General features: G+C 50.5%; 15 protein-coding genes and 1 riboswitch. Of the genes, 4 read left to right on the top strand and 11 right to left on the bottom strand.

Annotation, left to right across the window (positions count from 1 at the left end):
• Positions 1 to 70: 70 nt before the first annotated feature.
• Positions 71 to 1201 (bottom strand): metallophosphoesterase family protein, encoded by a 1131-nt coding sequence (locus ACNQKP_RS09835; protein ID WP_417864489.1) that lies wholly within the window; start codon positions 1199 to 1201, stop codon positions 71 to 73.
• Between the two features lie 214 nt (positions 1202 to 1415).
• Positions 1416 to 2435, bottom strand: a complete 1020-nt coding sequence (locus ACNQKP_RS09830) for a lipoate--protein ligase (protein ID WP_417864487.1) — start codon at positions 2433 to 2435, stop codon at positions 1416 to 1418.
• 129 nt (positions 2436 to 2564) lie between these two features.
• Positions 2565 to 2635: riboswitch (guanidine-III (ykkC-III) riboswitch) on the top strand.
• Positions 2636 to 2658: 23 nt separating this feature from the next.
• On the opposite strand from ACNQKP_RS09830, the gene sugE reads away from it, so the two are divergent.
• Together sugE and ACNQKP_RS09820 are read left to right on the top strand one after the other, a co-directional pair.
• Positions 2659 to 2994: a quaternary ammonium compound efflux SMR transporter SugE gene (sugE, locus tag ACNQKP_RS09825; protein WP_417864485.1), complete on the top strand. Its 336-nt coding sequence runs from the start codon at positions 2659 to 2661 to the stop codon at positions 2992 to 2994.
• A 132-nt stretch (positions 2995 to 3126) separates the two neighbouring features.
• Positions 3127 to 4932, top strand: a complete 1806-nt coding sequence (locus ACNQKP_RS09820; RefSeq protein ID WP_417864483.1) for a methyl-accepting chemotaxis protein — start codon at positions 3127 to 3129, stop codon at positions 4930 to 4932.
• Between the two features lie 12 nt (positions 4933 to 4944).
• Here the strand turns inward: ACNQKP_RS09820 and ACNQKP_RS09815 are convergent, their stop codons facing one another.
• The 6 genes from ACNQKP_RS09815 to ACNQKP_RS09790 form a co-directional block, all read right to left on the bottom strand.
• Positions 4945 to 5913, bottom strand: a complete 969-nt coding sequence (locus tag ACNQKP_RS09815) for a hypothetical protein (RefSeq protein WP_417864482.1) — start codon at positions 5911 to 5913, stop codon at positions 4945 to 4947.
• Positions 5914 to 6020: 107 nt separating this feature from the next.
• Positions 6021 to 7835: a methyl-accepting chemotaxis protein gene (locus ACNQKP_RS09810; RefSeq protein ID WP_417864480.1), complete on the bottom strand. Its 1815-nt coding sequence runs from the start codon at positions 7833 to 7835 to the stop codon at positions 6021 to 6023.
• A 204-nt stretch (positions 7836 to 8039) separates the two neighbouring features.
• The gene (gene prpB, locus ACNQKP_RS09805; protein ID WP_417864479.1) at positions 8040 to 8939 is read right to left on the bottom strand and encodes a methylisocitrate lyase; all 900 of its coding nucleotides are present in this window, start codon (positions 8937 to 8939) and stop codon (positions 8040 to 8042) included.
• A 488-nt stretch (positions 8940 to 9427) separates the two neighbouring features.
• The gene (locus ACNQKP_RS09800) at positions 9428 to 10936 is read right to left on the bottom strand and encodes an MmgE/PrpD family protein (protein ID WP_088564845.1); all 1509 of its coding nucleotides are present in this window, start codon (positions 10934 to 10936) and stop codon (positions 9428 to 9430) included.
• A gap of 95 nt (positions 10937 to 11031) precedes the next feature.
• Positions 11032 to 11565, bottom strand: coding sequence for a DOMON-like domain-containing protein (locus tag ACNQKP_RS09795; protein WP_417864477.1), 534 nt, complete (start codon positions 11563 to 11565; stop codon positions 11032 to 11034).
• Positions 11562 to 12335: an acyl-[acyl-carrier-protein] thioesterase gene (locus ACNQKP_RS09790; RefSeq protein ID WP_417864475.1), complete on the bottom strand. Its 774-nt coding sequence runs from the start codon at positions 12333 to 12335 to the stop codon at positions 11562 to 11564. Before ACNQKP_RS09790 ends, ACNQKP_RS09795 begins: the two co-directional genes overlap by 4 nt.
• Positions 12336 to 12569: 234 nt before the next feature.
• On the opposite strand from ACNQKP_RS09790, the gene ACNQKP_RS09785 reads away from it, so the two are divergent.
• Together ACNQKP_RS09785 and ACNQKP_RS09780 are read left to right on the top strand one after the other, a co-directional pair.
• Positions 12570 to 12833 (top strand): helix-turn-helix domain-containing protein, encoded by a 264-nt coding sequence (locus tag ACNQKP_RS09785; protein ID WP_038451964.1) that lies wholly within the window; start codon positions 12570 to 12572, stop codon positions 12831 to 12833.
• 99 nt (positions 12834 to 12932) lie between these two features.
• On the top strand, positions 12933 to 13601 hold the full coding sequence (locus ACNQKP_RS09780; protein ID WP_417864473.1) for a hypothetical protein: 669 nt from the start codon (positions 12933 to 12935) through the stop codon (positions 13599 to 13601).
• A 9-nt stretch (positions 13602 to 13610) separates the two neighbouring features.
• Here the strand turns inward: ACNQKP_RS09780 and ACNQKP_RS09775 are convergent, their stop codons facing one another.
• The 3 genes from ACNQKP_RS09775 to ACNQKP_RS09765 are packed head-to-tail and all read right to left on the bottom strand — an operon-like array spanning position 13611 to position 21423.
• Positions 13611 to 16400: a POTRA domain-containing protein gene (locus ACNQKP_RS09775; protein ID WP_417864471.1), complete on the bottom strand. Its 2790-nt coding sequence runs from the start codon at positions 16398 to 16400 to the stop codon at positions 13611 to 13613.
• Complete coding sequence (locus tag ACNQKP_RS09770; RefSeq protein ID WP_417864469.1) at positions 16397 to 20365, bottom strand: translocation/assembly module TamB domain-containing protein; 3969 nt, start codon at positions 20363 to 20365, stop codon at positions 16397 to 16399. Before ACNQKP_RS09770 ends, ACNQKP_RS09775 begins: the two co-directional genes overlap by 4 nt.
• Positions 20362 to 21423: a hypothetical protein gene (locus tag ACNQKP_RS09765; protein ID WP_417864467.1), complete on the bottom strand. Its 1062-nt coding sequence runs from the start codon at positions 21421 to 21423 to the stop codon at positions 20362 to 20364. Before ACNQKP_RS09765 ends, ACNQKP_RS09770 begins: the two co-directional genes overlap by 4 nt.
• Positions 21424 to 21484: the final 61 nt, after the last annotated feature.

Below are 21484 nucleotides of genomic sequence, written 5' to 3'. Positions count from 1 at the left end.
CTCCGTATTGTGAAACACGGAGACTAGGACCGGTGAAAATAAAAACCAAGTTACTTTATTGCAAGCCTGTTTAGCGGACGTACTTCACGCCGTTTTTAGAATCCAACGTGAGCGACGCCGGCAGGGAGCTGAGGCTTTGTTGTGTGCCAGATGAATTGTAATAGCGAATTGTCAGCTGATTCGTTTCAGAAAAGACAAGTTCAACATAACCCTGCGGAGTGCGGGTGCTGGTGCCCACCAAATATCTCGGCGAGCTGCCCGCACACGGCATGGAAACAACCTGTAATTTTTTACCATCCGGATAAGTGTAGTGGCCGGAATAGAATCCATGGGAATGCCCAAAGATGACCAAATCCACGTTGTGACTTAGTAAGATGGCCTCCAGGGTGTTGCTGCCAGCGGTGCGGCGTTCACCAGCCAGGACACCGTTTTCGTAAACTGTCGAGCTGTTGGCTTTGCTGCTGACGATGGAATAAAGCGGAATATGGCCATACACCACGCGGGCACGGGCCCCCTTGGCGCGGGCGGAAGACAGTTGTTCTTTCAGCCAAGCCAGTTGGGTCGTCCGGTTGGAAAGTTTTGAATAATTCGCATCGTCCAAAGAAACGAAGAAAACATCTTCCTTGATGAAAGAGTAATAGAACGGGAAGTTGTCATCATCGACGTATTCCACATTGGGTTTGTTGTTACCCCAGAAAGAGTCATACAGACGGCGTTCCTGCGCATAGTAGGCATCGTGATTACCCGGCGTCGGCAGGAATGGAATATTCGCATCACGCATGAACGACAGAACTTTTTTCGAGAACTGATTCCACATGTTCACATAGGTGCTGTCGGAAAGACTTTTCTTTTCGCCGTCGATGTAATCACCCACACCCAGAATCGCCGCTGGCTGGCGCGAGATCATGGATTTGACAATCGAGATCGTGGCGCTGGCATAGGTGCCACTGGTGTCGATGTTCATGTCGGCGAAGGCGTGAATCTTCAGCGACTTGGCGCTGTCTTTGATTTCATCTTCGGGTTCAGGAGTTGTCGGAGTTGACGGTTCATCCGTCCCCGGCACCGACTGGGAATTGTCTGCGTCCGTGCCCGGAAGGGCTGTGCTTAGGACGTCAGAGGTTGATGGGGCACACGCAGCGAGAGTTGAAACGAGCAAAAAGGCCGCAAGAATATTTTTGGAGGCGGTGACTTTTGTTTTCATACAGTATGTATCGTAACAAAGGTCCGATTTATTAAGCCAAATTAATGCTGAATGTGAGTATGTAAAATGGACTCAGGTCTAAGTTGAATTTCTTGATGGTGCTGTAGACAGTTTTTGTGAAATTGCAGAGTGAACTGGAGTGATTGTAATAAACGGGATGAATGGCGTGTTGCTTCGGCAGGAGTGCTGCCGAAGCTGAATATCTTCTGTTTGTTTAGATTTCGATATTTTTGCAGAGCCATTCTTCCACTTCGGAAAGGCCCAGATTCAATTCGCTGTGCTTGCCCCGAACACTCATCAGCGCTTCACGAACAGCGTCGCCACGATAGGCTTTGCCACGCAAACTGTCCGTCAGATCTTCGATGACGTGCGGATACAGGCAGTCGGTGTAGATTTTCAAATCCTTGATCTGTCCGTCCTCCACTTTGAAATGGAAATCAAAGAAGCCCAGGGACAGGTATTCATCCATCTTGTGGCTGAACTCCAGGGTGTTGCCATACAGCCACTCCCAGGAACTGAGCAGGTCGTACTGCTCTTTGAGTTCCGGAATCAGCTTCAAGCTTTCCATTGTCAGGGATTCAATTTCGGCTTTGCCCGCATAGAAGTTTTCAAAAGACTTCACCATCGTGGTGACGATCTGATCGTGATTGATCCCTGGGGACACTTCCGTCAGGTTGGCCACGCGGGCGCGAACGGATTCTTTGCCCTTGGCCTGAAGTTTTTTAGGATTTGGAGTCAGGTAATTTCCCAGGCGGGTCAGATCGGTATTCAACAACAAAGTGCCGTGATGGAAAGCGCGGTCTTTCTTTTCGCGGTAAGCACTACCGCTGAACTTGCGGGGACCATCGGGGAACGGGATCAGCAGATCATTGCGCCCGGAAGCTTCGCCCTGGATGCCAAACGTCTTCAAAGCATCAAAGATGATCTGAACGTTGTTTTCGCGCTTATAGGATTCTTTTGGCGACAGGAATGTGAAGTTGGTGTTTTGCAAATCATGGAAGACGGCGCCACCACCGGTCGTGCGGCGGGCCAGGTGAACCTTTTCTTCTTTCATTTTGGCGAGGTTGCACTCAGACCAGGGGTTTTGGTTTCGACCGATCACCACGGTTTCTTCATTGCGCCACAAGAACAACACCTGCTGTGATGGATCCAGATTGTGAAAGATCCATTCTTCCGTGGCCAGGTTAAGGTGAGGATTCAAACTGTCTGACAGAAACACTTTAAGTTTTTGCATAGGTCTGAACCTAGTCCGCCATTGAGGATGGGTCAAGAACGAGGCGGCGCAGGAAGGGGAGAGCAAGCCAGTTCTTTTGTAAATGAGTCTGAACTTTACTTTTTGCCTGTTTTAAGTTTTAATAGCCTTGTATTTCAGTTTCTGCGACTGATGTGCCCGGACGATGTGCGACGTACCCGGTCAGGACAAGACGACGCTTTTTTCTAACGAAAGGAGTGTTGGTATGTCTAACACAGTAGCATGGATCATTTTGGCAATCGCAGGTCTTCTTGAAGTCGGTTGGGCCATCGGCCTTAAATACACCGAAGGTTTTACAAAACTCGTTCCCAGTGTTCTGACGCTGATTGCATTGGCCGGCAGTATGTTTTTGCTGGCGCGGGCAGCGACAGTGCTGCCCATCGGCACCGCGTACGGCGTGTGGGTGGGGATCGGTGCCTTGGGGGCAGCGATTCTGGGGATCTTCCTGTTTAATGAAGCGGCGACTCCAGCTCGCCTGTTCTTCCTAGCGTTGTTGCTTGTTTCCATCATTGGCTTGAAAGCGACAGCGGGCGGTCACTAAAGTCCCTCATTCCAACGGGGGAGTATTCTGAAAAAACATCAAATTTGAGAGGGGATCTGGACCATGGTCCTCTCTCCATTGCCAGTTTTTCATCCGAATCTGTCAAGGTTCGGATAAAGCTGGAGTTGTCGTATGTTTGTTCGTGGATTCAGAAAACTATCATTCACTCAACAGTTAACTTTGCCTATCGCGCTTGTCGGCACTCTGGTGCTGGGGGGCATTGCCTTTCTGGCGGTGCAGGACTCATTTAAAGACGCCAAGAAATCAGCGCACACAATGTCAGAAGAGATGGGGCGCAAGTACGCCCAGCAGATAAAATCCTATCTGGATAAGTCATTTGCACAGGCTGAAGTGGTGGGGCGCTATCTGGCGATGGAGGCTGAAACTCATCAGCAGGATCGCAAGAAAAGTTATCAGTTGTTGCGTGAAGTTCTAAAAAGCGATTCCCAGTATCTGGCCACTTGGTCGGCTTGGGAGCCCAATGCCTATGACGGCAAAGACGCGCAGTTCGCCAATGCCGAATTTCATGAAAAGACCGGACGAGTCTATCCTTGGTGGGTTCGTCAGGGGGATCAGATTATCTTTAAAACTTTACTGAATGAAGAAACTCCGGATCTGGGGGATTGGTATTTCCAACCCATGCAAAGCAAACAAAGCATGCTGGTGGAACCCTACAAAGACACCGTTAACGGCAAAGAGCTGGTGATGACCTCGGCGGTTTATACCGTCGTGCAAAACGGGACTGCCAAGGGCTTGGTGGGCATTGATATCAGTCTTGATACAATCAAAGAGCTGGTGGCGGAAATTCGTCCCTTTGCAGATTCCCAGTCCTTCCTTGTTTCTGACAAGATGATGGTGGTCGCAGGACCAAACCAGGACGAAGTGATGCAGGAATTCAAAGCCGGTGCGGCCCTGCAGGCGTTGGTGCAAAAGCATGAAATCGGCGGTATCGATATTGATTCTGAGCGTGGTAAGGAGTTCTTCCTGGTTCTGCCAGTGTCAATTTATGATCTTTCCCAGAAGTGGACGCTGGTCATTCGCACGCCGGAAAAAACCATTCTGGCGGCAGCTTATGCTTCACTATGGCGACAACTGGGGTTTTCTTTGGTCGGTCTTATGCTGTTGATGTCGGTGGTCTATTTTGGTGCCAAACGCTCCGAGAAAAAGATATCCACTTTGTCCCAGGGTTTGAGTGAATCCTCGGCCGGGATCACCGAGGACATTCAGCATTTGAATTCCACCGGAGGGCAACTGGCGGAATCCTCCACTCGAGCCGCAGCCTCGATTGAAGAGACCGTGGCGTCCCTGGAGGAAATCACCTCGATGGTTCGTCTGAATACCGGCAATGCCCAGAACGCGGCAATGCTTTCCGGGGACTCTGCGCGCCTGGCAAAAGCCGGCGAAGAGAAGATTCTGGAGCTGGTGCAGACTATGACTCAGATCGAATCCTCAAGTCAGAAAATTGAAGAGATTATTTCCATCATCGATGATATTGCATTCCAGACGAATCTGCTGGCATTAAATGCCTCGGTGGAAGCGGCCCGGGCCGGCGAACATGGAAAGGGCTTTGCTGTCGTTGCTGAAGCCGTGCGTTATTTGGCGCAGCGATCGGCTGTTGCGGCCAAGGATATCACTCAGTTGATTTCAACCAGTGTCGTGCAGGTGAAGCAGGGGACAGTTTTGGTCCGCGCCAATGGCGATGTCCTGAAGCAGATGTCTTCCAGTATTGAAAAAGTGGCAACACTGAATTCAGAGATCGCCAACGCCAGTCAACAGCAGTCGGCGGGGATTGAGCAGATCAACGTGGCCATCAACCAGCTGGATCAGGTCATTCAAAGCAATGCCGCCGAAGCGGGCGAGATTGTGAACACGGCCGCTCATATCAGCGAAAAATCTGAAGTCATGAATTCCACTGTGAAAGTGCTGAGCGCCGCTTAAGTACGTTCAGCTCTAGCGCGTGCCTTCAGATCTTTTGGATTTTTGAGGGCTGTTTGGCGAAGACTTTTGGGTCAGCGCGCTGGTGTCCCTTTTGATGTCTTCAATCTTTGCCGCGCTTTCCTTGTCCAGCTGGGCAACCAGAGCAGGAAGACCGGCGATGTCTTGCATTCCTGATTCCAGTGATTGGGCGCATTCGATAACATCATTGGCAACAGAGCGTCCCGGAGCCGGTCGGGTCGACGGGCAGCCCAGAAGGGCATCTGTTTTTTTGTCAAAGCCTGCCGTCAGTTTTCTCATGCGGTACAATTCAACGTAAAGAATCTCTGCGGAGTTTGAAAACATGCGTTTGTCTTCCGCGGAAAAGGCTTTGCCTTCAGAAAGCTTATCAAGGAAGTGTTTGAACAGTTTGGTGTCGGGGCTTTTGTCGATATTCACAGCACATTGCTTGGTGAATTCCTGGGCCGCTTTGCAGGTTTCCAGATCCGATGTCGACGTCACCACTTGATGGGCATAGACCGACATAAGGTCATAAACAGTTTCTTCACCCGGTCGCCATTGAGCTTCCGCCGTGTTGATCCAGAATGAACGCATGGCCACTTTAGGTGTCAGGGCGTTGATGGCTTTGTGAAGGATTTCAAAGGATCGATGATCTGCGAGGTCGATAATCTTGTTGTTAATTTCAAATTGAGTGGGTGTCGCGGTTCTTTTCAGCTGCAATGTCCTGCGGCCGTCCGTCAGGATCAAAAGGCCTTCTTTCAGCGTCACCGTCGGTGCTTTTTGCTGGTTCAGGTTTTTATTTTTATTGAAAGCAGCACAAGCCTGCTGTGACTGGATGCAAAGGGGTGAATTGCACAGGGCTTGTTGGGGATTCTTGGCCTGAAGTTTAGTGACAACTTCTTTGGGCCACGTCAGGGACTCGGCTTTGCTTATGGCTGCCGAAGAAACGATACCGAATATCAAGCCCAGGAAAAGCTGATTCATGTAAATCCTCCAGACTTAATGTTACCTGTTGTTCAGAGGTCATACATGGGCAAAGTATAAACACACGCAAGTTGGTCATAAGTCCAGAGGTAAACGAGGATCGACGCCTAGCTGCCTTGAACCACCGTGTTCATTTCGTTAACCACATTTTTCATCACATGGGCCTGGTTCAGGATTTCCTGAACCGTGGCTGAAATTTCTTCGGCCGAGGCGGCATTGGTCTGAATTGCCTGGTCCAGGGAATTCATGGCTTTGCTTATTTGCTGGATTCCCGTGGATTGCTCAGTGCTGGCCGCTGAGATTTCGCCATTCAGATGGCTGACCTTGCGCACGGAATCCACTATTTCCTTCAAATTGGTATTAGAGCTTTCAGCTTTATGGCTGCCCCGCTGAACTTTTTCAATGGAGTCATTGATGAGGCTGTTAATGTCTTTGGCTGCGGTGGCGGATTTTTGTGCCAGAGTTCTGACGGCTTCGGCTACAACGGCAAAGCCTTTGCCGTGTTCTCCCGCACGAGCAGCTTCAACGGAGGCATTTAATGCCAGCAAGTTGGTCTGGAATGCCAGATCATCAATAACGCCGTTGATTTCTGCGATCTTTCGTGAGGAATCCGAGATTTCACCCATGGCTCCCACCAAGGCGCTCATTTCGGTGTTGCCTCGTTCTGCGCTTTGATTTGAGTCTGATGACAGGCGGGCAGCCTCTTTGGCATTGTCGGCATTCATTTTTACCATGGAAGTCATTTCTTCGAGGCTGGCGACAGTTTCTTCAATGGAGGCTGCGGACTCAGTCGCAGACTGGGCCAGATTCTGTCCGGCACGGCTCAACTGGTCGATGGCGGCAGTGACGACATTTTCTGCCTGATCCAGACGGGATGTGAGGGTCGTGAAGCGCTGGGCGATTCGGCGGGAAATTATAAACACCGCGACGCCCATGACCAGAAGGCAAATCACAAAGACTATAAGCTGACCCCATAACAGGGAATAAGCACTGGCCAAAACAGTTTTAACGGGTGTGGAGATCAGGACTCCCCAGAATGTGTTTGAGTAGGGAATGGAGACGGGAACCAGCAGATTAAGCACCTCTTCGCCGGTTTGACTGTCGTTGCCTGATTTTAAAAGCAGTCGGCCGTCACGCAAGGCTTGCTTGAATTCTTCATTTGCAAAAGCCAGGGTCACAGGCTTTCCCACCAGCTTCGGATCCGGGTTGGTGACATAGTTGAATTTGTCGGAAATAAGAAAGCCGACAGATGTTTCATACGGTTTCACTGCGGAAATCTGCTTATCCAGCTGGGAAAGCAGCAAGTCCACACCCACGACACCCATCAGCTTATTGCCCTCATAGACCGGTGCTGCAGCGGAGGACATCAAAAGATTCTGTCCGTTGACTTCATCATAGTAGGGTTCAGTCAAAATTCGATGGCCGGCATTTTTTGGAGCCAGATAAAATTCACCATTGTAGTTGATATCATTTTCCCAGGTCAGGGATCCGTTTTCACCGGAACGATTCCAGTAAGGTCCGAAGCCGCCTATTTTTTCATATCCTGTTTGCCCCAGATATTGCGCATCCTGTCCGTCAAAGGCATTGGGCTCGAAGGTGGCCCACAGGCCGAACACCGAAGGTGCCTGCTCCAGCATGGTTTTTAGAACAGCGTTGACCTCCGAGCGATGCTTGGTGGGTTGCTTGCGAATGGTGCCCAGATAGGCTTCCACCTGCTGAGCCACCATGAGGCTGCTGTCCAATTCTGCTTTGAAAGCATTGGCAAAGGCTTCGGCTGATTTTGTGACTTTGAATTCGGCATCTGATTGTGCAGTTTGAAAGCTTTGTGATGCCGAAAAATAGGTTAGGAGTGCCAAGGCGATGAAGGTGATTGTTAGAATGGGCAGGGCAATTTTCGTCTGTAAAGAGAACTCTTTCTTCATTGGACTATCTTAGAAGAGATTGTGAGTTCTGACCGCTTTGAAAAGACAATTCAGACTCTGGTCGAAGTTTGCGGCTTGGGTTTGTCGTTTGTGTTGTCCGCAAAACCTGCCCAACGACAAGTTTATTGCAGTTCGTGAGGACTATTAGAATTTTTAGAGGTGAGGGGACGAAAGAAAAAGGGAGGCTCGGAGCCTCCCTTTTTGTTACTTCAAAGTGAAGTTGAAAATGCTGGTGTCGAAAGAGTTGTACTCGTCATAACGAGAAAGCGCATACAAGTCTTTGCGAGTCTGCATTTTGTCCAAAAGACCCTCTTGCGTGCCTTTGGYTTTGATCTCATTCAAGCCCGCCACTGTCGCGCCCATCGCCAGACGGAATGTCGTCACCGGATAGATCACGATGTTGTAACCCAGATTGGAAAGCTCTTCGTAAGTGTACAGACGACCTTTACCGAATTCTGTCATGTTCGCCAAAAGCGGAACATTCACAGCCTTGCGGAAAGTTTCAAATTCTTTTTCGTTTTCCAAAGCCTCTGTGAAGATGCAATCCGCACCGGCATCAATGTAAGCTTTCGCACGGTCAATGGCTTTATCCAAACCCTCAACTGCACGCGCATCTGTACGAGCGATCAAAAGGAAGTTTTCATCCATCTTTTTGCCACGAGCTGCCGCCGCCACTTTGCGGGCTGCTTCATCACGAGTCACAAGACCCTTGCCATCCAGGTGACCACAACGCTTCGGATTGATCTGATCCTCAATGTGGCAACCCGCCAGACCCATCTCGATCATTTCCTGAACCGTGCGAGTCGCAGACATTGGTTCGCCAAAACCCGTGTCGATATCAATAATAGTCGGAAGTTTTGTCGTGCGGGCAATCTGACGACCACGCTGAGCGACCTCAGTCAAAGAAGTCAAACCGATGTCCGGGTAACCCAAATCATTGGAAAGCACAGACCCAGAAATATAAACCCCATCAAATCCCGCTTTTTCAATCGCCATAGAAACCAGCGGAGACCAAGACCCCGGCATCTGCAAAAGCTTGCCAGACTTCAAAGCATCTCTAAAGTTCTTACGTTTCTGCGCAGGAGTAATTTCAGGAAACAACATACAAGCCTCATCTTTCCTAGCGACCGCCTTGGGACAGGGGAAGGGCTCCTTGAACCTTTCGCCTTCAGACAGTCCTCGCGGACGCCATCCCTTCGGGATGAGCTGCTGCGGAACTCGGCGAACGGCTCAAGGAGCCCTTCCCCTGTCCCAAGGCAGCCCCTGGGTCGATTTCTTTATTTACGTTTTCTTCATTCAGCGCCAAGCACGACGTTTCATGCTTGTCTCTCAATGCCCGGCATCGCTTGTTAACGTTGGCAGTAACCGGTTCAGCAGTCATCTTATCACAGTCCATTTCAAGTAGTGCTCAAGTATAAGCGTCAACAAATTGAACTTACAGAGCGATGAGCTTGAAGGGAGTGGGAAGCTGTACTTGGAGGGACCTCTGGGGGCGCAGGAAGCGCGAACCGGGCGAACGCCCGGCCCCAGCGAGGCAGGAAGCCGTGTCCCGTAAAGGACAGCTTCCCACTCCCTTCAAGCGGACCTTCGTTCTAGAAGATCCCTTTGTTGTCGCGTTTGTTGTTCACAAGCTTTTCGATTGGGATCTGAACGTTCAACTGCTGAACTTGTTCTGCAGTCAGGTTTTCCAGATTTTCAACCAAGCCAATGAAACGATCGCGTTCTGCTTTGGTGATGATACCTTCAGTCAGAATGTCGAACTTGCGGATGTAGTCCGCACGTTTGAACGGACGGGCACCGGCAGGGTGAGCATCAGCTACGCCCAGCTCGTCCACGATTTTGGAGCCGTCTTTCATTGTGATTTCTACGCGGCCACCGAAGCGTTTTTTGTCTGGATCTGTCTCGTGGTACCAAGCAGTCCATTGTTTGTCTTCAACAGTGGAGATTTTGTGCCACAAAGCCACAGTGTCAGCACGTTTCGCACGCTCTGGAGCGTAGGAATTAACATGGTGCCAAGTGCCGTCCTGCAACGCCACGGCGAAGATGTACATGATGGAGTGATCAAGAGTCTCGCGGGATGCATTTGGATCCATTTTTTGTGGATCGTTTGCACCAGTACCAATCACGTAATGAGTGTGGTGGGACGTGTGGATCACGATGGACTGGATGTCGTCGAAGTTTTTGATCATTGGCTTCATTTTGCGAGCCAAATCGATCAAAGCCTGGGACTGATACTCTGCAGAGTGCTCTTTAGTGTAAGTCTCAAGGATCGCGCGTTTTTCTTCGCCCACTTCTGGAAGTGGAACTTCGTATTTACCGTCTTTGCCATCAAGCATGTAAGCGATAACAGAGTCTTCACCTTCGTAGATCGGAGATGGAGCACCTTCGCCACGCATAACACGGTCCACCGCTTCTACAGCCAGTTTACCAGCGTGTGCCGGAGCGTAGGCTTTCCAGGAAGAGATTTCACCTTTACGGGACTGACGAGTCGTGAAGGACACGTGAACCGCTTGTTGAACTGCTTGGAAAACTGTTTCCGTTGGCAAAGACAACAAAGTGCCGATACCCGCAGCCGTTGCCGGGCACAAGTGAGCGATATGATCTTTTTTGTGTTTGTGAAGGCAGATGGCTTTAACCAGGTCCACGTGAACTTCGTAACCAGTCACGATACCTTTTAGAAGCTCTTTACCGTTTTTACCCATCTGCTGAGCCACTGCCAGAATAGCAGGGATGTTGTCCGCCGGGTGAGAATAGTCCGCGGCAAGATAAGTGTCATGGTAGTCCAACTCACGAACAGCGGTGCCGTTCGCCCAAGTCGCCCATTCACAGTCAAATTTCTGGTCATTCGGCATGCCGAAGACAGTCGCACCACCATTGCGTGGGTGGGCAATCGCCATAGCACGCGCAGAAGCCACCGGACGACGGTTGGCAGCAGCAATCGCTACAGAGGCATTGTCGATGATACGGTTGATAACCATGTCAGTGACGTCAGCTTTGATAGGGGCATTGTCAGTTGCGATTTCTGCAATTTTCCAAGCCAGTTGGTCTTTGCGATCCAACTTTTCTTTAGATGGGTACACACGAACTGTATGTTTCTTCATGAATGGGTCCTTTCTGGATTAAGAAAATGAAACAGCCCAAGCTATCTTGGGCTCCAGAAAGGGTCAAGAATGACCACGGGGAACGGGCGGTTCGCTCAATGCGTCGAAAGAGCGGTCCAGCCGGCCTTGTTGTGGAAGTCGGCTTGGGGGCCCGGATGGAACAAAGACCAATAGCTCAAGGTGCCATCGACGAACTCAATCACCGCTGTCAGACCCAGGCAGGTGAAGTCCAAGGGCTTGCGGCTGTCGATTTCAATCTGAAAACGTGCCTCGGCTTCTTCGGAGTTTCGCGGCTGCAGGCGCACGCGGGTGTCAGTTGCCGGGGCCATGCCTTCACGGTATTTGCTAAAGGAATAAGCATTCCAGTGGCCATTCGGAGCGCAGTTGATCTCCAAATACGGTGACTCGGGTGCCGCACCATTTCCCAAAAACACTTCCAGGCAGGTGTGCTTCCAGAGTCCGTCTTCACGACGCTCGGTTGTCGAGGATTCGGGCCATTTGATGGCGTCAGTAGCACCGGTTATCTTAAACTCCACCAGCAGACGGCTGTCGGAAAGCGGTGTGACCCCGCCGTGAACCTGCAATGTGTTGGTCAGAGGTGTTTTGGTAAAAGGAATCAGAGGTTTCACTTGCGTTTCTCCCAGCCCAGAACGGCGGTGAAGAGGACTTTTTCATCACCCACGCGCAGTCCCTTGTAGGCGCTTGCTCCGTGGCTGGCCAGTTGCACATCGGGGCTTGAGCAGTTGCGGTGAACTTCGACTTCATCGCCCAGATGAGTTTCTGCCAGGAAGTTGACGGAATACGTGTTCAGCTTCAGGCTTTTGTGGAGATCATAGGGAATGGCATCCAGAATCCACTGGGCATATTTGGTATTGTTCACATGCTGGTTGATATCCAGATCTGAGTTGCGCACCCGGTACTTGGCGATCTTTTCATAGGTTCCGGTCACCGGGATTTTTTCGGGATTGATGCCTGTGGAGCGGGCATGGGCAATCTGATCCCAGGGGCGCAGGTTTTCCGCCGGCAGAATCTTTTTGCTCTGGCGATCCAGAGCCAGCCAACTTGTGGAACACAATCCAATTTCGTCCCCTGACTGGGTGAGAATTGCAAATTCACGAGCTACAAAAGCACCTTCCGGGGCGCGCAACCAAGTCTGAATCTGGATGTTTTCTCCGAAGCGGGGCCAGGTCTTCATTTGCAGGCTTTGTCGCGTCAGAACCCAGAACAGCCCCTGCTTTTCCATGTCCTGCATGCCAAAGCCCATTTTTTCGGCGTGAATCCAGGCGGTTTCCTGCAGCAGGTTCAGCAGTCCGTACAACCCCAAACGTCCTAAGGGATTAACTAATAGACTTGTAATGTGGAAGTTCTCAATCCAAGGGGTGTTGCTAATGTTTGTCATGCTCATATCCTTCAATCTTTTCTGCTGTAAAACAAGAAATGGCTCACATCTCAAACACGGAAAAGATTAGAAATTGCAAAAAAACAGGAAGTAATTTAGATCAAATAAGCTATAATGTATTTATCTGGCTGAGAATATTTTGAAAGCTTTTTGAATGCAAAGGGCTTGTCACACTCGTCATGATGTGTATAAATAAATTCATCATTAGGTGGAAATCACATGAGACAAAAAAATATGTTAGCTGATTTTTTGAAGCAAAAACGTGTATCGGCAGGTCTTTCCCAGAGAGATGTGGCAGATAAGTTGGGTTACTCCACTCCGCAGTTTATTTCTAACTGGGAGCGTGGTGTATCTCACCCTCCAATCAACGCACTAAAAAGATTGGGCGAGCTTTACAAAGTTTCTGCTGACGATCTTTTCGAAGTGACCTTGAATGCGACCATCCATGAGGTGACTCAGGATCTTCGCCGCAAGTTCGCTAGCAGCAAAGCACGCTAAGCTCCCAGTTTTTTCAGAAACTGACTATCGAAGAGCTCCTTTGGGGGCTCTTTTTGTTTGAGAAATATAAATACGATCTTGTTTCGAGAGCGGCGCAGCATGAGTATGGCAATCCAGGGGCATCTGCAAAAATTTAGACTTCTTTGTGAAGAGCTGTCCTCCATGCTTGAGCAGGAGGGGTGGTCCGTTCGTCCTTATTCCCAGGAAACGCTGCCTTATTTTCAACAACTGAATGAAGCCGAGCAGGCTCAGGCCACAGATTTGATGAATCAGTATCTGGAAGTCTGTCGGTCGGTTCATCGTCAAGGGCGTCGGATCAAAGACATGGCGTTCCTGGTGAAAACAGCTTTGGATTATTATGGTTATAAAATCAGTCCTGAAGGCCTTGATCAGTTGGTGAATGTTGACGGGCGCATTGTCGAGTTTTATTCCCACAAGCACACTCAGTTTTTCCGTTCATTCAACTTTTTTGAGTTTTGCAGTTACACCATCGAAGATATCTTCTGTCGCAGCTGGCCTCATCTGTATTCCCGCGCCGAAGAAGTGACCCTGCGTATCCTGGAACAAGCCAACTATGTTCTGTCCGGCCGATTGAATCAGCCGGTGATCATCACGGAAGTTCATAAGATACAGGAGCGTGTGTCTTTGGAGCGTCTGCAGATGTATATGACTCGCCTGTATCTGGAGCCGTTGATCAAAGATGGCAAGGTCGAAGGACTTATTGCCATCGAAGACTGTGTCTGGAATCCCGCTGATTTTACAATCTAGTACTGAATTTTAGAATGTCCCGATAGACAAGTGGAAGCGCCATGGTTCTTCACCAGGGCGTGCATCCAGTTTCCAGGCCCACTCAAGACTTAAAGGTCCCACAGGGGTGTTGTAGCGAATACCAAATCCGGTTGAATCACGATACGGATCTGAGAAATGCAGGTCATGGATTTTGACGGAACCACCATCATAGAACAAAGCGCCACCCAGACTTTCCCAAACCGGGAAGCGCAGCTCTGATTTAATCAGATACATGGTTGAATCGGTCGTCAGATAGTAAGTCGGATCGGTGTCGCTCAAGCCCAGATCCTGACGGTTCGGGAAAACCTCCTGTGTTCCGGCCTCGTACCCACGCACCGTGGACTGGCCACCCAGAGTAAATCCTTTTTTATCCCAAGGGACGCCGCCGTCCTTGCTGAGGTTCTTCAGATAACCACCACGCACCTGGTTGGCCCAGACAACCGGTTGCTTGGACAGTTGGCCCACAGTCCAATAGTGAGTGAAGCTTAAGGTCGAGCGCCAGTATTCAATCGTCGGGCTGCTGCCGATTTCAGGAGTGGAGTATTCAGCATTCCAGCGCGTGAACGTGCCGCGGGTCGGGTTGAATGGGTTGTCGCGGAAATCCAGATCCAGCTGCGGGCCGGTGGTGGCAATGTTTTGTTCCAGTGTATCGTATGGGTAAGAGTCATCCAAACCGAAGTCACGGATGGTCGCCAAAGACCAAAGATCCCAGATCCCCAGAATGCGCGAAGTGAAGTCTTTTTCCAGAGAATAAGTGGTCGAACGAACATCCGAAACCTGCTTGATATCGTAATCAGTCACGGTGCTTGAACGGGTGACGTTGATGCGGCCACGCACGCGCGAATCAAAGATGTAAGGTTCAAGGTATCCTAGGACCACGCGGCTTTCCAGATACTTGATGTCAGCAACGTTATAGTTTCCTTCCAGACGCAGGGAAATCCCGCGGCCGGTGCCCCACAGGTTGCGATAGGCAATCCCGGTGTAGCCGCGCAAGGTCAGGGTTCTTTCATTGGTGGCACCAGCCCCCAAAGTAAAGACGCCCGGATCACGTTCGGTCACTTTTACCAGCACCGTCCGATTGGCGACGTTGGTTTTTTCCTCCAGTGTGCGGATTTCCACGGAGCCGAAGAATCCGGTTCTTTGCAGGCGCGCGACGGATTCTTCCAGGTTTGATGGTGTCAGCAGGTCGCCCTTGGTGAACTCAAGTTCTTTGTTGATCACATAATCGGACGTGAAGGTGTTGCCTTCCAGAATGATCGAAGCCACGCGCACTTGCGGGCCTTCAAAGATTTTGAAATTCAAAGTCGCTTTGGTGTTGGTTTCATCATAGGTCACCAGATCCGCGCGTTCGTTCAGCAGCAGCATTTCGATATAGCCCTGCTCGCGGTAATGATTTTTCAAACGGGCCACAGCCTCTTCAATCTGGCCCAGCTTCAGCGGGCCGGGGCGCAGGCGGGTGACTTTCAAAAGCTCTTCCGGGGTGAAGGCCTGATTGCCGGTGAAGGTGACAGATTCCACCACGGTCAGCGGACCTTCATCCAGATTGATGTAAATCGTAACGGCGTCGCGTTCTTTGTTGTACTGCGTGCGTGTGGAAAGAATCTTGGCTTGCAGGTAACCGTTGTTCTGCAGTTCCAGAATCAGATTCTTCAGGCCCGCATCAATGTCGTCCTTGTTGTAGTAACCGCTGTCAACGACGGGTGAGCTGTGTTCCTCGATAAAGTTGATGTAGTAGCTGTCTTTTTTGCTGTAGCGGCCGGTCAGGTTGTATTTTTGCACCTTTACCTGCGGGCCTTCGTCAATGTGGAAGGTCACCTTGCGCTGGAAGTTGCGCAGCTCGGATTCATCCGCTTTCACTTCTGCGCGGGCGTAACCCTTGGACAGATAATAGCTGCGAATCTTGGCGGCCAGTTCGGCGCTGACCGACGGGCTGGCGGAATAATAGTTGTCCAGATCCAAAGCGCTTTCGATCCCACGGATCGCTAAGAAACGCACGCCTTGATAGTCAAAGTTGTACTTTTCTGTTTTTTCCAGTTTATAGGTCAAAGTCACCTGGGATTCGTCGGCGTTGAAATCCGCCGTCGGGCCCACCAGATCGGCACGGACATAGCGGTTCTTGGTCAAAAACTCGCGGGCGTCTTTTTGAATCTTGGACAGGGTCGCATCGGTGTACGGATCATTCAGTGCGCCGTCGACTTCTTTCATCAGGCGTTTGTTCAGGTCATCATTTGGGCTTTGCAGTACGATGTTGTGAACGCGGGTTCTTTTGTTTTCATTCACGCGCACCAGAATCGAAACGGACTCAGGGCTTTCCGGCGGCATTTCGATATCGATCACGGCGTTGTAAAAACCGATGTCGCGATAGGCCTGGCGCAGTTTCTCGCCGCCCTCGATCAGGGTCTGCTGGTCAAAGACGTCATCAGCCTTTACGCCAAACAGACTTTCCGCTTCGGACGAGGACATGGTTTTGTTGCCTTCAATCTGAACCTGGGAAATACGACGGGTCAGCTGGAAGTCCAAACGCCAAGGGCTGCCGTTACCATCATCAAGAACACGCAGGCGTTGCAACTGGGGTTTTTGCTGCATAAAGCGCAGGATTTCGTCGACCTGATCCTGGCTCAGGCGTTCCTTTCTGGCATCCGGGAATCTTTTTTCCAGATCCTGCTGCAGTTCCTGCGGCAGGGTGGAATAGTTCAGACTTTTCTTCGCCGCCCAAGCGGGAAGTCCCAGGGAAAGGGCCAAAATCAATGCGGGCTTCAAAAGGGGTGTGCAGATCATTTAAACTCCCTTTTGAATTCCAGATCCAGACCGAAGATGCTTTGGGATTCCTGCTGCGTGGATTGCACGTTGGTGCTTTCCTCGGAACCACGGGTTTCAAAAGAACCGATGGCCGTGATGTTGCTGTTCAGGAAATATTCAAGTTTGATGTCATAAGACTGAGTGTCGCCCACCGGACGGCTGCCAGACACTTTCATTTTTTCTGAAAGGCGGCGGCTCAGCGTGATTTTAGGAACCGAGATATTGCGGGTGGAATCGTACTGGGACGTCACGGCCAGATTCAGACCCAAAGTGCTTTCCAGCTGCTTGTTGATTGGTTTTGCCAGAACGGCGCCACCGATTTCCACGCCCAGCTGTTCGGCCTGCTGACGAGACTGCAGATTCTGGTCCATTGCTGAGGACGTAACCCCAAGGGCGATCAAAGAAATAATATCCTGCTCTGAAAGGGGTGGGACGCTGTTCAGGTGAATGGTCAGATTTTTGGATGGTCCTTGCGCCAGCAGGGTGATGTCGTATTCATTGATACGGGACGCGGCTGAAATGTACAGGTTCGGATTGATTTCATCCGGATCGTTGAAATCAATCATACCGCTCTGAACATCAAAGACTTTGTCTTTGAAGATGATCTTGGAGCGTCTTTCCATGTTGATTTTACCCAGCAGAACCGGATTGGTCGGAGGTCCCTTGACCTGCAGCTGACCGGTGACCGAACCATCAATCAAAGAGTTTTTGATAACTATATTGCGAGTGAGCAGAATCTGCAGATCCAGCAAAATGGCTTCAAACTGACCTTCACGCAGAAGTTTTGGCAGGTACAGGCTTTGACGAACTCCGGTAACACCACCGCCATCTTCGGTGAATTCTTTTTCAACCAGGGCGCTGGTCACATGATAAGTTCCGGAAAGAGTGAACGGGAACCAGCGGCCCGAGAACAACAGGTCGGCACTGCCACTGCTGCGAACCTTGTCAGGCACGTTGAAGGTGACACCTTCCAAGCGGGCACGAATGGTGGTCGGGATGTCTTTGATACCATTGATCTGAATGCCGCCGTCACCAGTCAAAGTTCCACCGGCAATCTGTCCGTTGATGGAATTAATCAGGATGCGGCTTTGCGAGAACACGACTTCCGCCGACACTTTTTCCAGTGGGTGCGGGAAGCCTTTGATTTTCACAAAAGTATCTTTGGCATTGGCGTTACCAAGAATCTCAGGCTTCATGACGGAGCCGGATACATTGGTGGAAACATGAATCGGTCCACCCATGTCTTCCAGGAACGGGGTGAAGATTTGTAGCAGGCGAAGGTCGGCATTGGCAGTCACGCCCACGTTCAGATTTTCCGCTGTGAAGTTGGTGCCGCGGATCTGGATCAGATTGTTCGGACCTTGCAGGATGAAGTTTCGGATGCTGGCCACACCGTGATCCATGGTGATGTCGATCGGACCGTTATTGGCAAAACTCAAAGGACCGCGTTTCAAGGTGAAAGCATCGATGTGCACTTTGCCCGTGGCCTTAAACAGCTCACCGCTGTCGGATCTTAGGTCGACAGTAGACGTCAATGTTGAGTCATATTCATTGGCCAGATTCGCGCCACCAATCAGGCCCAGCAGGGTGGAATAGTTCCAATTGTTGGTGTTGACCTTCATCACCAGTGGCGTGCGGCTGTTGGCGATAGGCACCTGGAAGTCCGCTTTGACTTTGTTTCCGAACAGGGTCATCTGGCCGCCAAAGCTCTGGCGGTTGATTTTCAGAATCAGGTTTGAATTTGGAATTTCCTGATCTTCAAACAGGGTGTCGGTGATTGCGCCCTTCAAAAGAATCTGCGGCTGAGTCACGGACTCTTTCAGTTCAGCGGCAAAGTTCAGGTTGCCGGTGATATTGGAATTGATCTTGCTGATAATGTCGGATTCCTCCAAACGCCAGTTCTTTCCATCCGCATACAGATTCATGATCTTGTCAGAGGAAATGCCCCCTTGCAGGGTCACGGTGGAATTGGCTCTTTGCAAAACAACTTTGTCAGCCTTGATATTTCCCTGGTTCGCAGAAGCATTGAACTGAAGCGAGTCAAAGTTTTCAAGACCAATGAAGACGTTCTTGAATGCCGATTCAAGTTTGTAATTCAGCTTCCAGAAGTTCAGCGGACCTTCAACATGGGCTTTGGCGGCACCCACACCTTGAACTTGAATAGGCAGCTTGTAGATCGGCTCAAACACCTGGGCCACATCGGCAATGTCGGCCGTCGGCACGCTGAAATCGCCGCTCAGGGTTTCGTTATTCAGGTTCACATTAAGATCGCCCAAGTACTGGGTTTTGTTGATGGCCCCGGCAATGTCTTCAAAAATCAGATGACCCTTGCGGTACTTCAGGTCAGAAATCAGATTTCCCAGCGCAAAGTCTTCGAAGACAAAGTTGCGCGCATTCAGCTTCATGTCGAAGATCGCGGCATCAGAATCCCCCGAAGTGGAACCCGAGATACTGGTGGATCCGATCATCTTCAAGTTTGCCAGATTGCGGATGTTTTTAAGATCCAGCTTGTCCGTCTTGAAATTGATTTTAAAGCCTTTGTCGAAATCAATCACCCCATCAGTGGTGCCCTGACTGCTGCCGACGTTCAGAATTGCAGCATAGGTCACGCTTTGGGTGGTGACCTGGAACTGGCCTTTGGCTTTCATGCTGTCGATATTCACCAAAGGTTTCGTTTTTGGCTTCAGATCGGTTTTCACCCACAGGTCTTTACCTGCGATGGCCGCGTTAGTGCAGGTCACTTGGAAGGTCGGGCGGATGCGGCCTTCACATGGCAGTTCTCCCTCAAGCCCGATGCCCACAGGGATATTTGCCAAATCCAGGCTTTGGAAAAGTTTGTACAGATCCAGGCTGTGGACAGTGATCAGGGATTTGAAACCGTAATTTCCGTCCAGCTCCAGTTGTGACTTGGTCAAAGTCGCTTCGCCGGCCGGGTGGTTCACCTGCATTTCAGAAAGACTGATAACGCCATTTTGGTATTCGCCCTGAATGCGGGCGTCGCCCAGTTCCAGTTTTCCCAATGTCACTGAACGGGTGTTGATGTCAGCCGAAGCTTTGACATCATCAAGACCGTTGAATTTGGCATCCATTTCGGTAACCAGCTCACCATTGATCACCGGCAGTTTGATGTCCGGGCGCAGGCGTTTCATTTCGTTGTAGATGTCAGTCAGATTGACCTTGGCGCTTAGATCCAGAACGCCGGAAGGTTTGATCGCGATTTTGGAAAAATGAGTCAGCTCTCCGCGGGTCAGAATTTCGGATTCCCCCAGGCGCACACCCAGCTGGATGATCTTCAGGGACTGGCGGGTCAGGTAAAGGTGCGTGTCCAAAGATCCCGCAAAATCACCGATGCCGCCAAGCTTGACCTGCAGGGACGGGATGTTGGCTTTGGCCGTCAGGTTTTTTCCCATATTGGTCAAAAGCAGATCGCCGCTTTCAACATCCACATTCAGTTTCAATTGTTTTGAAGAAACATTCAGCAGGATGTTTTGTAAAAACACCCGCTGCAGCGGCAGCTTTTCCAGGATGGCAAAGATCTCATCCATCGGAAGTTCTTTGGCCGGAGAGTCATCTTTCAGGAAAGGATCGATATTGATTTGCGCGCGCGGGGATTCCGCCACCACCGCAGACAGGGTCAGTCGGCCCCCCATAAGATGAAACACATCGACAAAGGCACGCACGCTGCCAATTTCAATCAGCGGCAGGGAATCAGCCAATTCGCCCTTGCCGCGGATTTCAATTCCTTCTATCGCTGCGGACGGGCGCAAGAATCGTAGCGACAACTTTTTGGCGCGAATGCTGACCGGAAGATTCTCATCGGAGTAACTTTGGATTTTGTTCAGCGCCCAGGTTTCCAGTTTTGGTGCGATATAGGTGGAACCTACAGCCCATAAAACCAGAAAACACGCCAGTGGCGTCAGTAAAATCCAAAAAGCCCTTCTCACTGGCCACCCCAGATGCTGAGCAGGGCACTGGCCGCACGGTAATGCGGGCGCGCTGCCAGCAATCCTTCCATCACTTCAACGGCGGTGTGTTTTTGCCCCAGACCCCACAGGGCCTGGGCGCGCAGATAAGCCGTGGCAAAGAAAGTTTCTGGTTCATGGGCAAAGACGACTTCCACTTTCGCCAGATCCGTCAGCAGTTCCACGAAGCGGCGGCACTTCAGCAGCACTTCAAGACGGAACCAGATCAAAGCTTCCGATTCATCGCTGAAAGACAGCAAAGACAGCGCGTCTTCATAACTTTCCAGCATATAAGCGGCAATGGCGAAATCAAAAGCCATGGACGGGTCAGCTTCCGCGTGCTCATGCATACTTTGCATCAGCACCTGCAGTGCCTGTTCTGTTTCCGGATCTTTCGGAGAGAAATCTTCGGTCTTCACACCGCGCGAGCGTGGTGTGCGACGGGAAAGAATTTCCAGCGCATAACGCTGCTTGTGTTCGTTCACTTCGCGGCGAATGTCACTGTCGCCCGGATAAAGCTTCTGCAGACGAGCCAGCAGGGATTTTTCCTGTTCATACAACTGCTGCGTTCGCAGTGTGATCAACTGATCCAGCAACAGACGTTTGTTGTTCAGATAGTCTTTGTGAATTTTGTATTTGCGGTTGCTGCGCCACTCGCCCAGAGTTTGAATCGTCTGGCGCAAAGCCAGGGAGCGGGATGCTTCCTCCTGAGCACCGTCTTCTTCGATACCGTCAATCAGCGCGCGCACGGATTTTTCATCCAGCTCTTCGCTGAAGGTGCTGAGTGCCTCCAGGAAATACGGCCAGGGAATCGGGAAGGATTCATTTTCAAGATGACGTAAAACGAATTCAACCAGCACCAGTTCGTTTCCGGATTGAATCAGAAAACGTGAAAGGGCGGTGATGTTATCAAGAGTAAAATGATCCGGGGAAGATTCGATGCTTGAGACAAGACGGGATGCCACTTCAGCCAGATCGACAGTTTGACCTGAGCCTTGATTGAGTAAATTCTGGATTTCTAGCTCAACATATGTGGACAAGAAAAAAGCCTCCGCAATTCATCTGAAACTTTATCTCATTATTTTGCGATAAAATTCAGTG

This window comes from Bdellovibrio bacteriovorus (assembly GCF_048286975.1).
Taxonomy (GTDB): domain Bacteria; phylum Bdellovibrionota; class Bdellovibrionia; order Bdellovibrionales; family Bdellovibrionaceae; genus Bdellovibrio; species Bdellovibrio bacteriovorus_H.
Note: the sequence above shows the minus strand (reverse complement) of the source record. Positions and strands in the feature narration are given on the sequence as shown.

What these genes read in the sequence shown, in the direction of transcription:
- ACNQKP_RS09835 (WP_417864489.1), bottom strand. Translation starts at nt 1,201, where the DNA reads ATGAAAACAAAAGTCACCGCCTCCAAAAATATTCTTGCGGCCTTTTTG.
- ACNQKP_RS09830 (WP_417864487.1), bottom strand. Translation starts at nt 2,435, where the DNA reads ATGCAAAAACTTAAAGTGTTTCTGTCAGACAGTTTGAATCCTCACCTT.
- sugE (WP_417864485.1), top strand. Translation starts at nt 2,659, where the DNA reads ATGTCTAACACAGTAGCATGGATCATTTTGGCAATCGCAGGTCTTCTT.
- ACNQKP_RS09820 (WP_417864483.1), top strand. Translation starts at nt 3,127, where the DNA reads ATGTTTGTTCGTGGATTCAGAAAACTATCATTCACTCAACAGTTAACT.
- ACNQKP_RS09815 (WP_417864482.1), bottom strand. Translation starts at nt 5,913, where the DNA reads ATGAATCAGCTTTTCCTGGGCTTGATATTCGGTATCGTTTCTTCGGCA.
- ACNQKP_RS09810 (WP_417864480.1), bottom strand. Translation starts at nt 7,835, where the DNA reads ATGAAGAAAGAGTTCTCTTTACAGACGAAAATTGCCCTGCCCATTCTA.
- ACNQKP_RS09800 (WP_088564845.1), bottom strand. Translation starts at nt 10,936, where the DNA reads ATGAAGAAACATACAGTTCGTGTGTACCCATCTAAAGAAAAGTTGGAT.
- ACNQKP_RS09790 (WP_417864475.1), bottom strand. Translation starts at nt 12,335, where the DNA reads ATGACAAACATTAGCAACACCCCTTGGATTGAGAACTTCCACATTACA.
- ACNQKP_RS09785 (WP_038451964.1), top strand. Translation starts at nt 12,570, where the DNA reads ATGTTAGCTGATTTTTTGAAGCAAAAACGTGTATCGGCAGGTCTTTCC.
- ACNQKP_RS09780 (WP_417864473.1), top strand. Translation starts at nt 12,933, where the DNA reads ATGAGTATGGCAATCCAGGGGCATCTGCAAAAATTTAGACTTCTTTGT.
- ACNQKP_RS09775 (WP_417864471.1), bottom strand. Translation starts at nt 16,400, where the DNA reads ATGATCTGCACACCCCTTTTGAAGCCCGCATTGATTTTGGCCCTTTCC.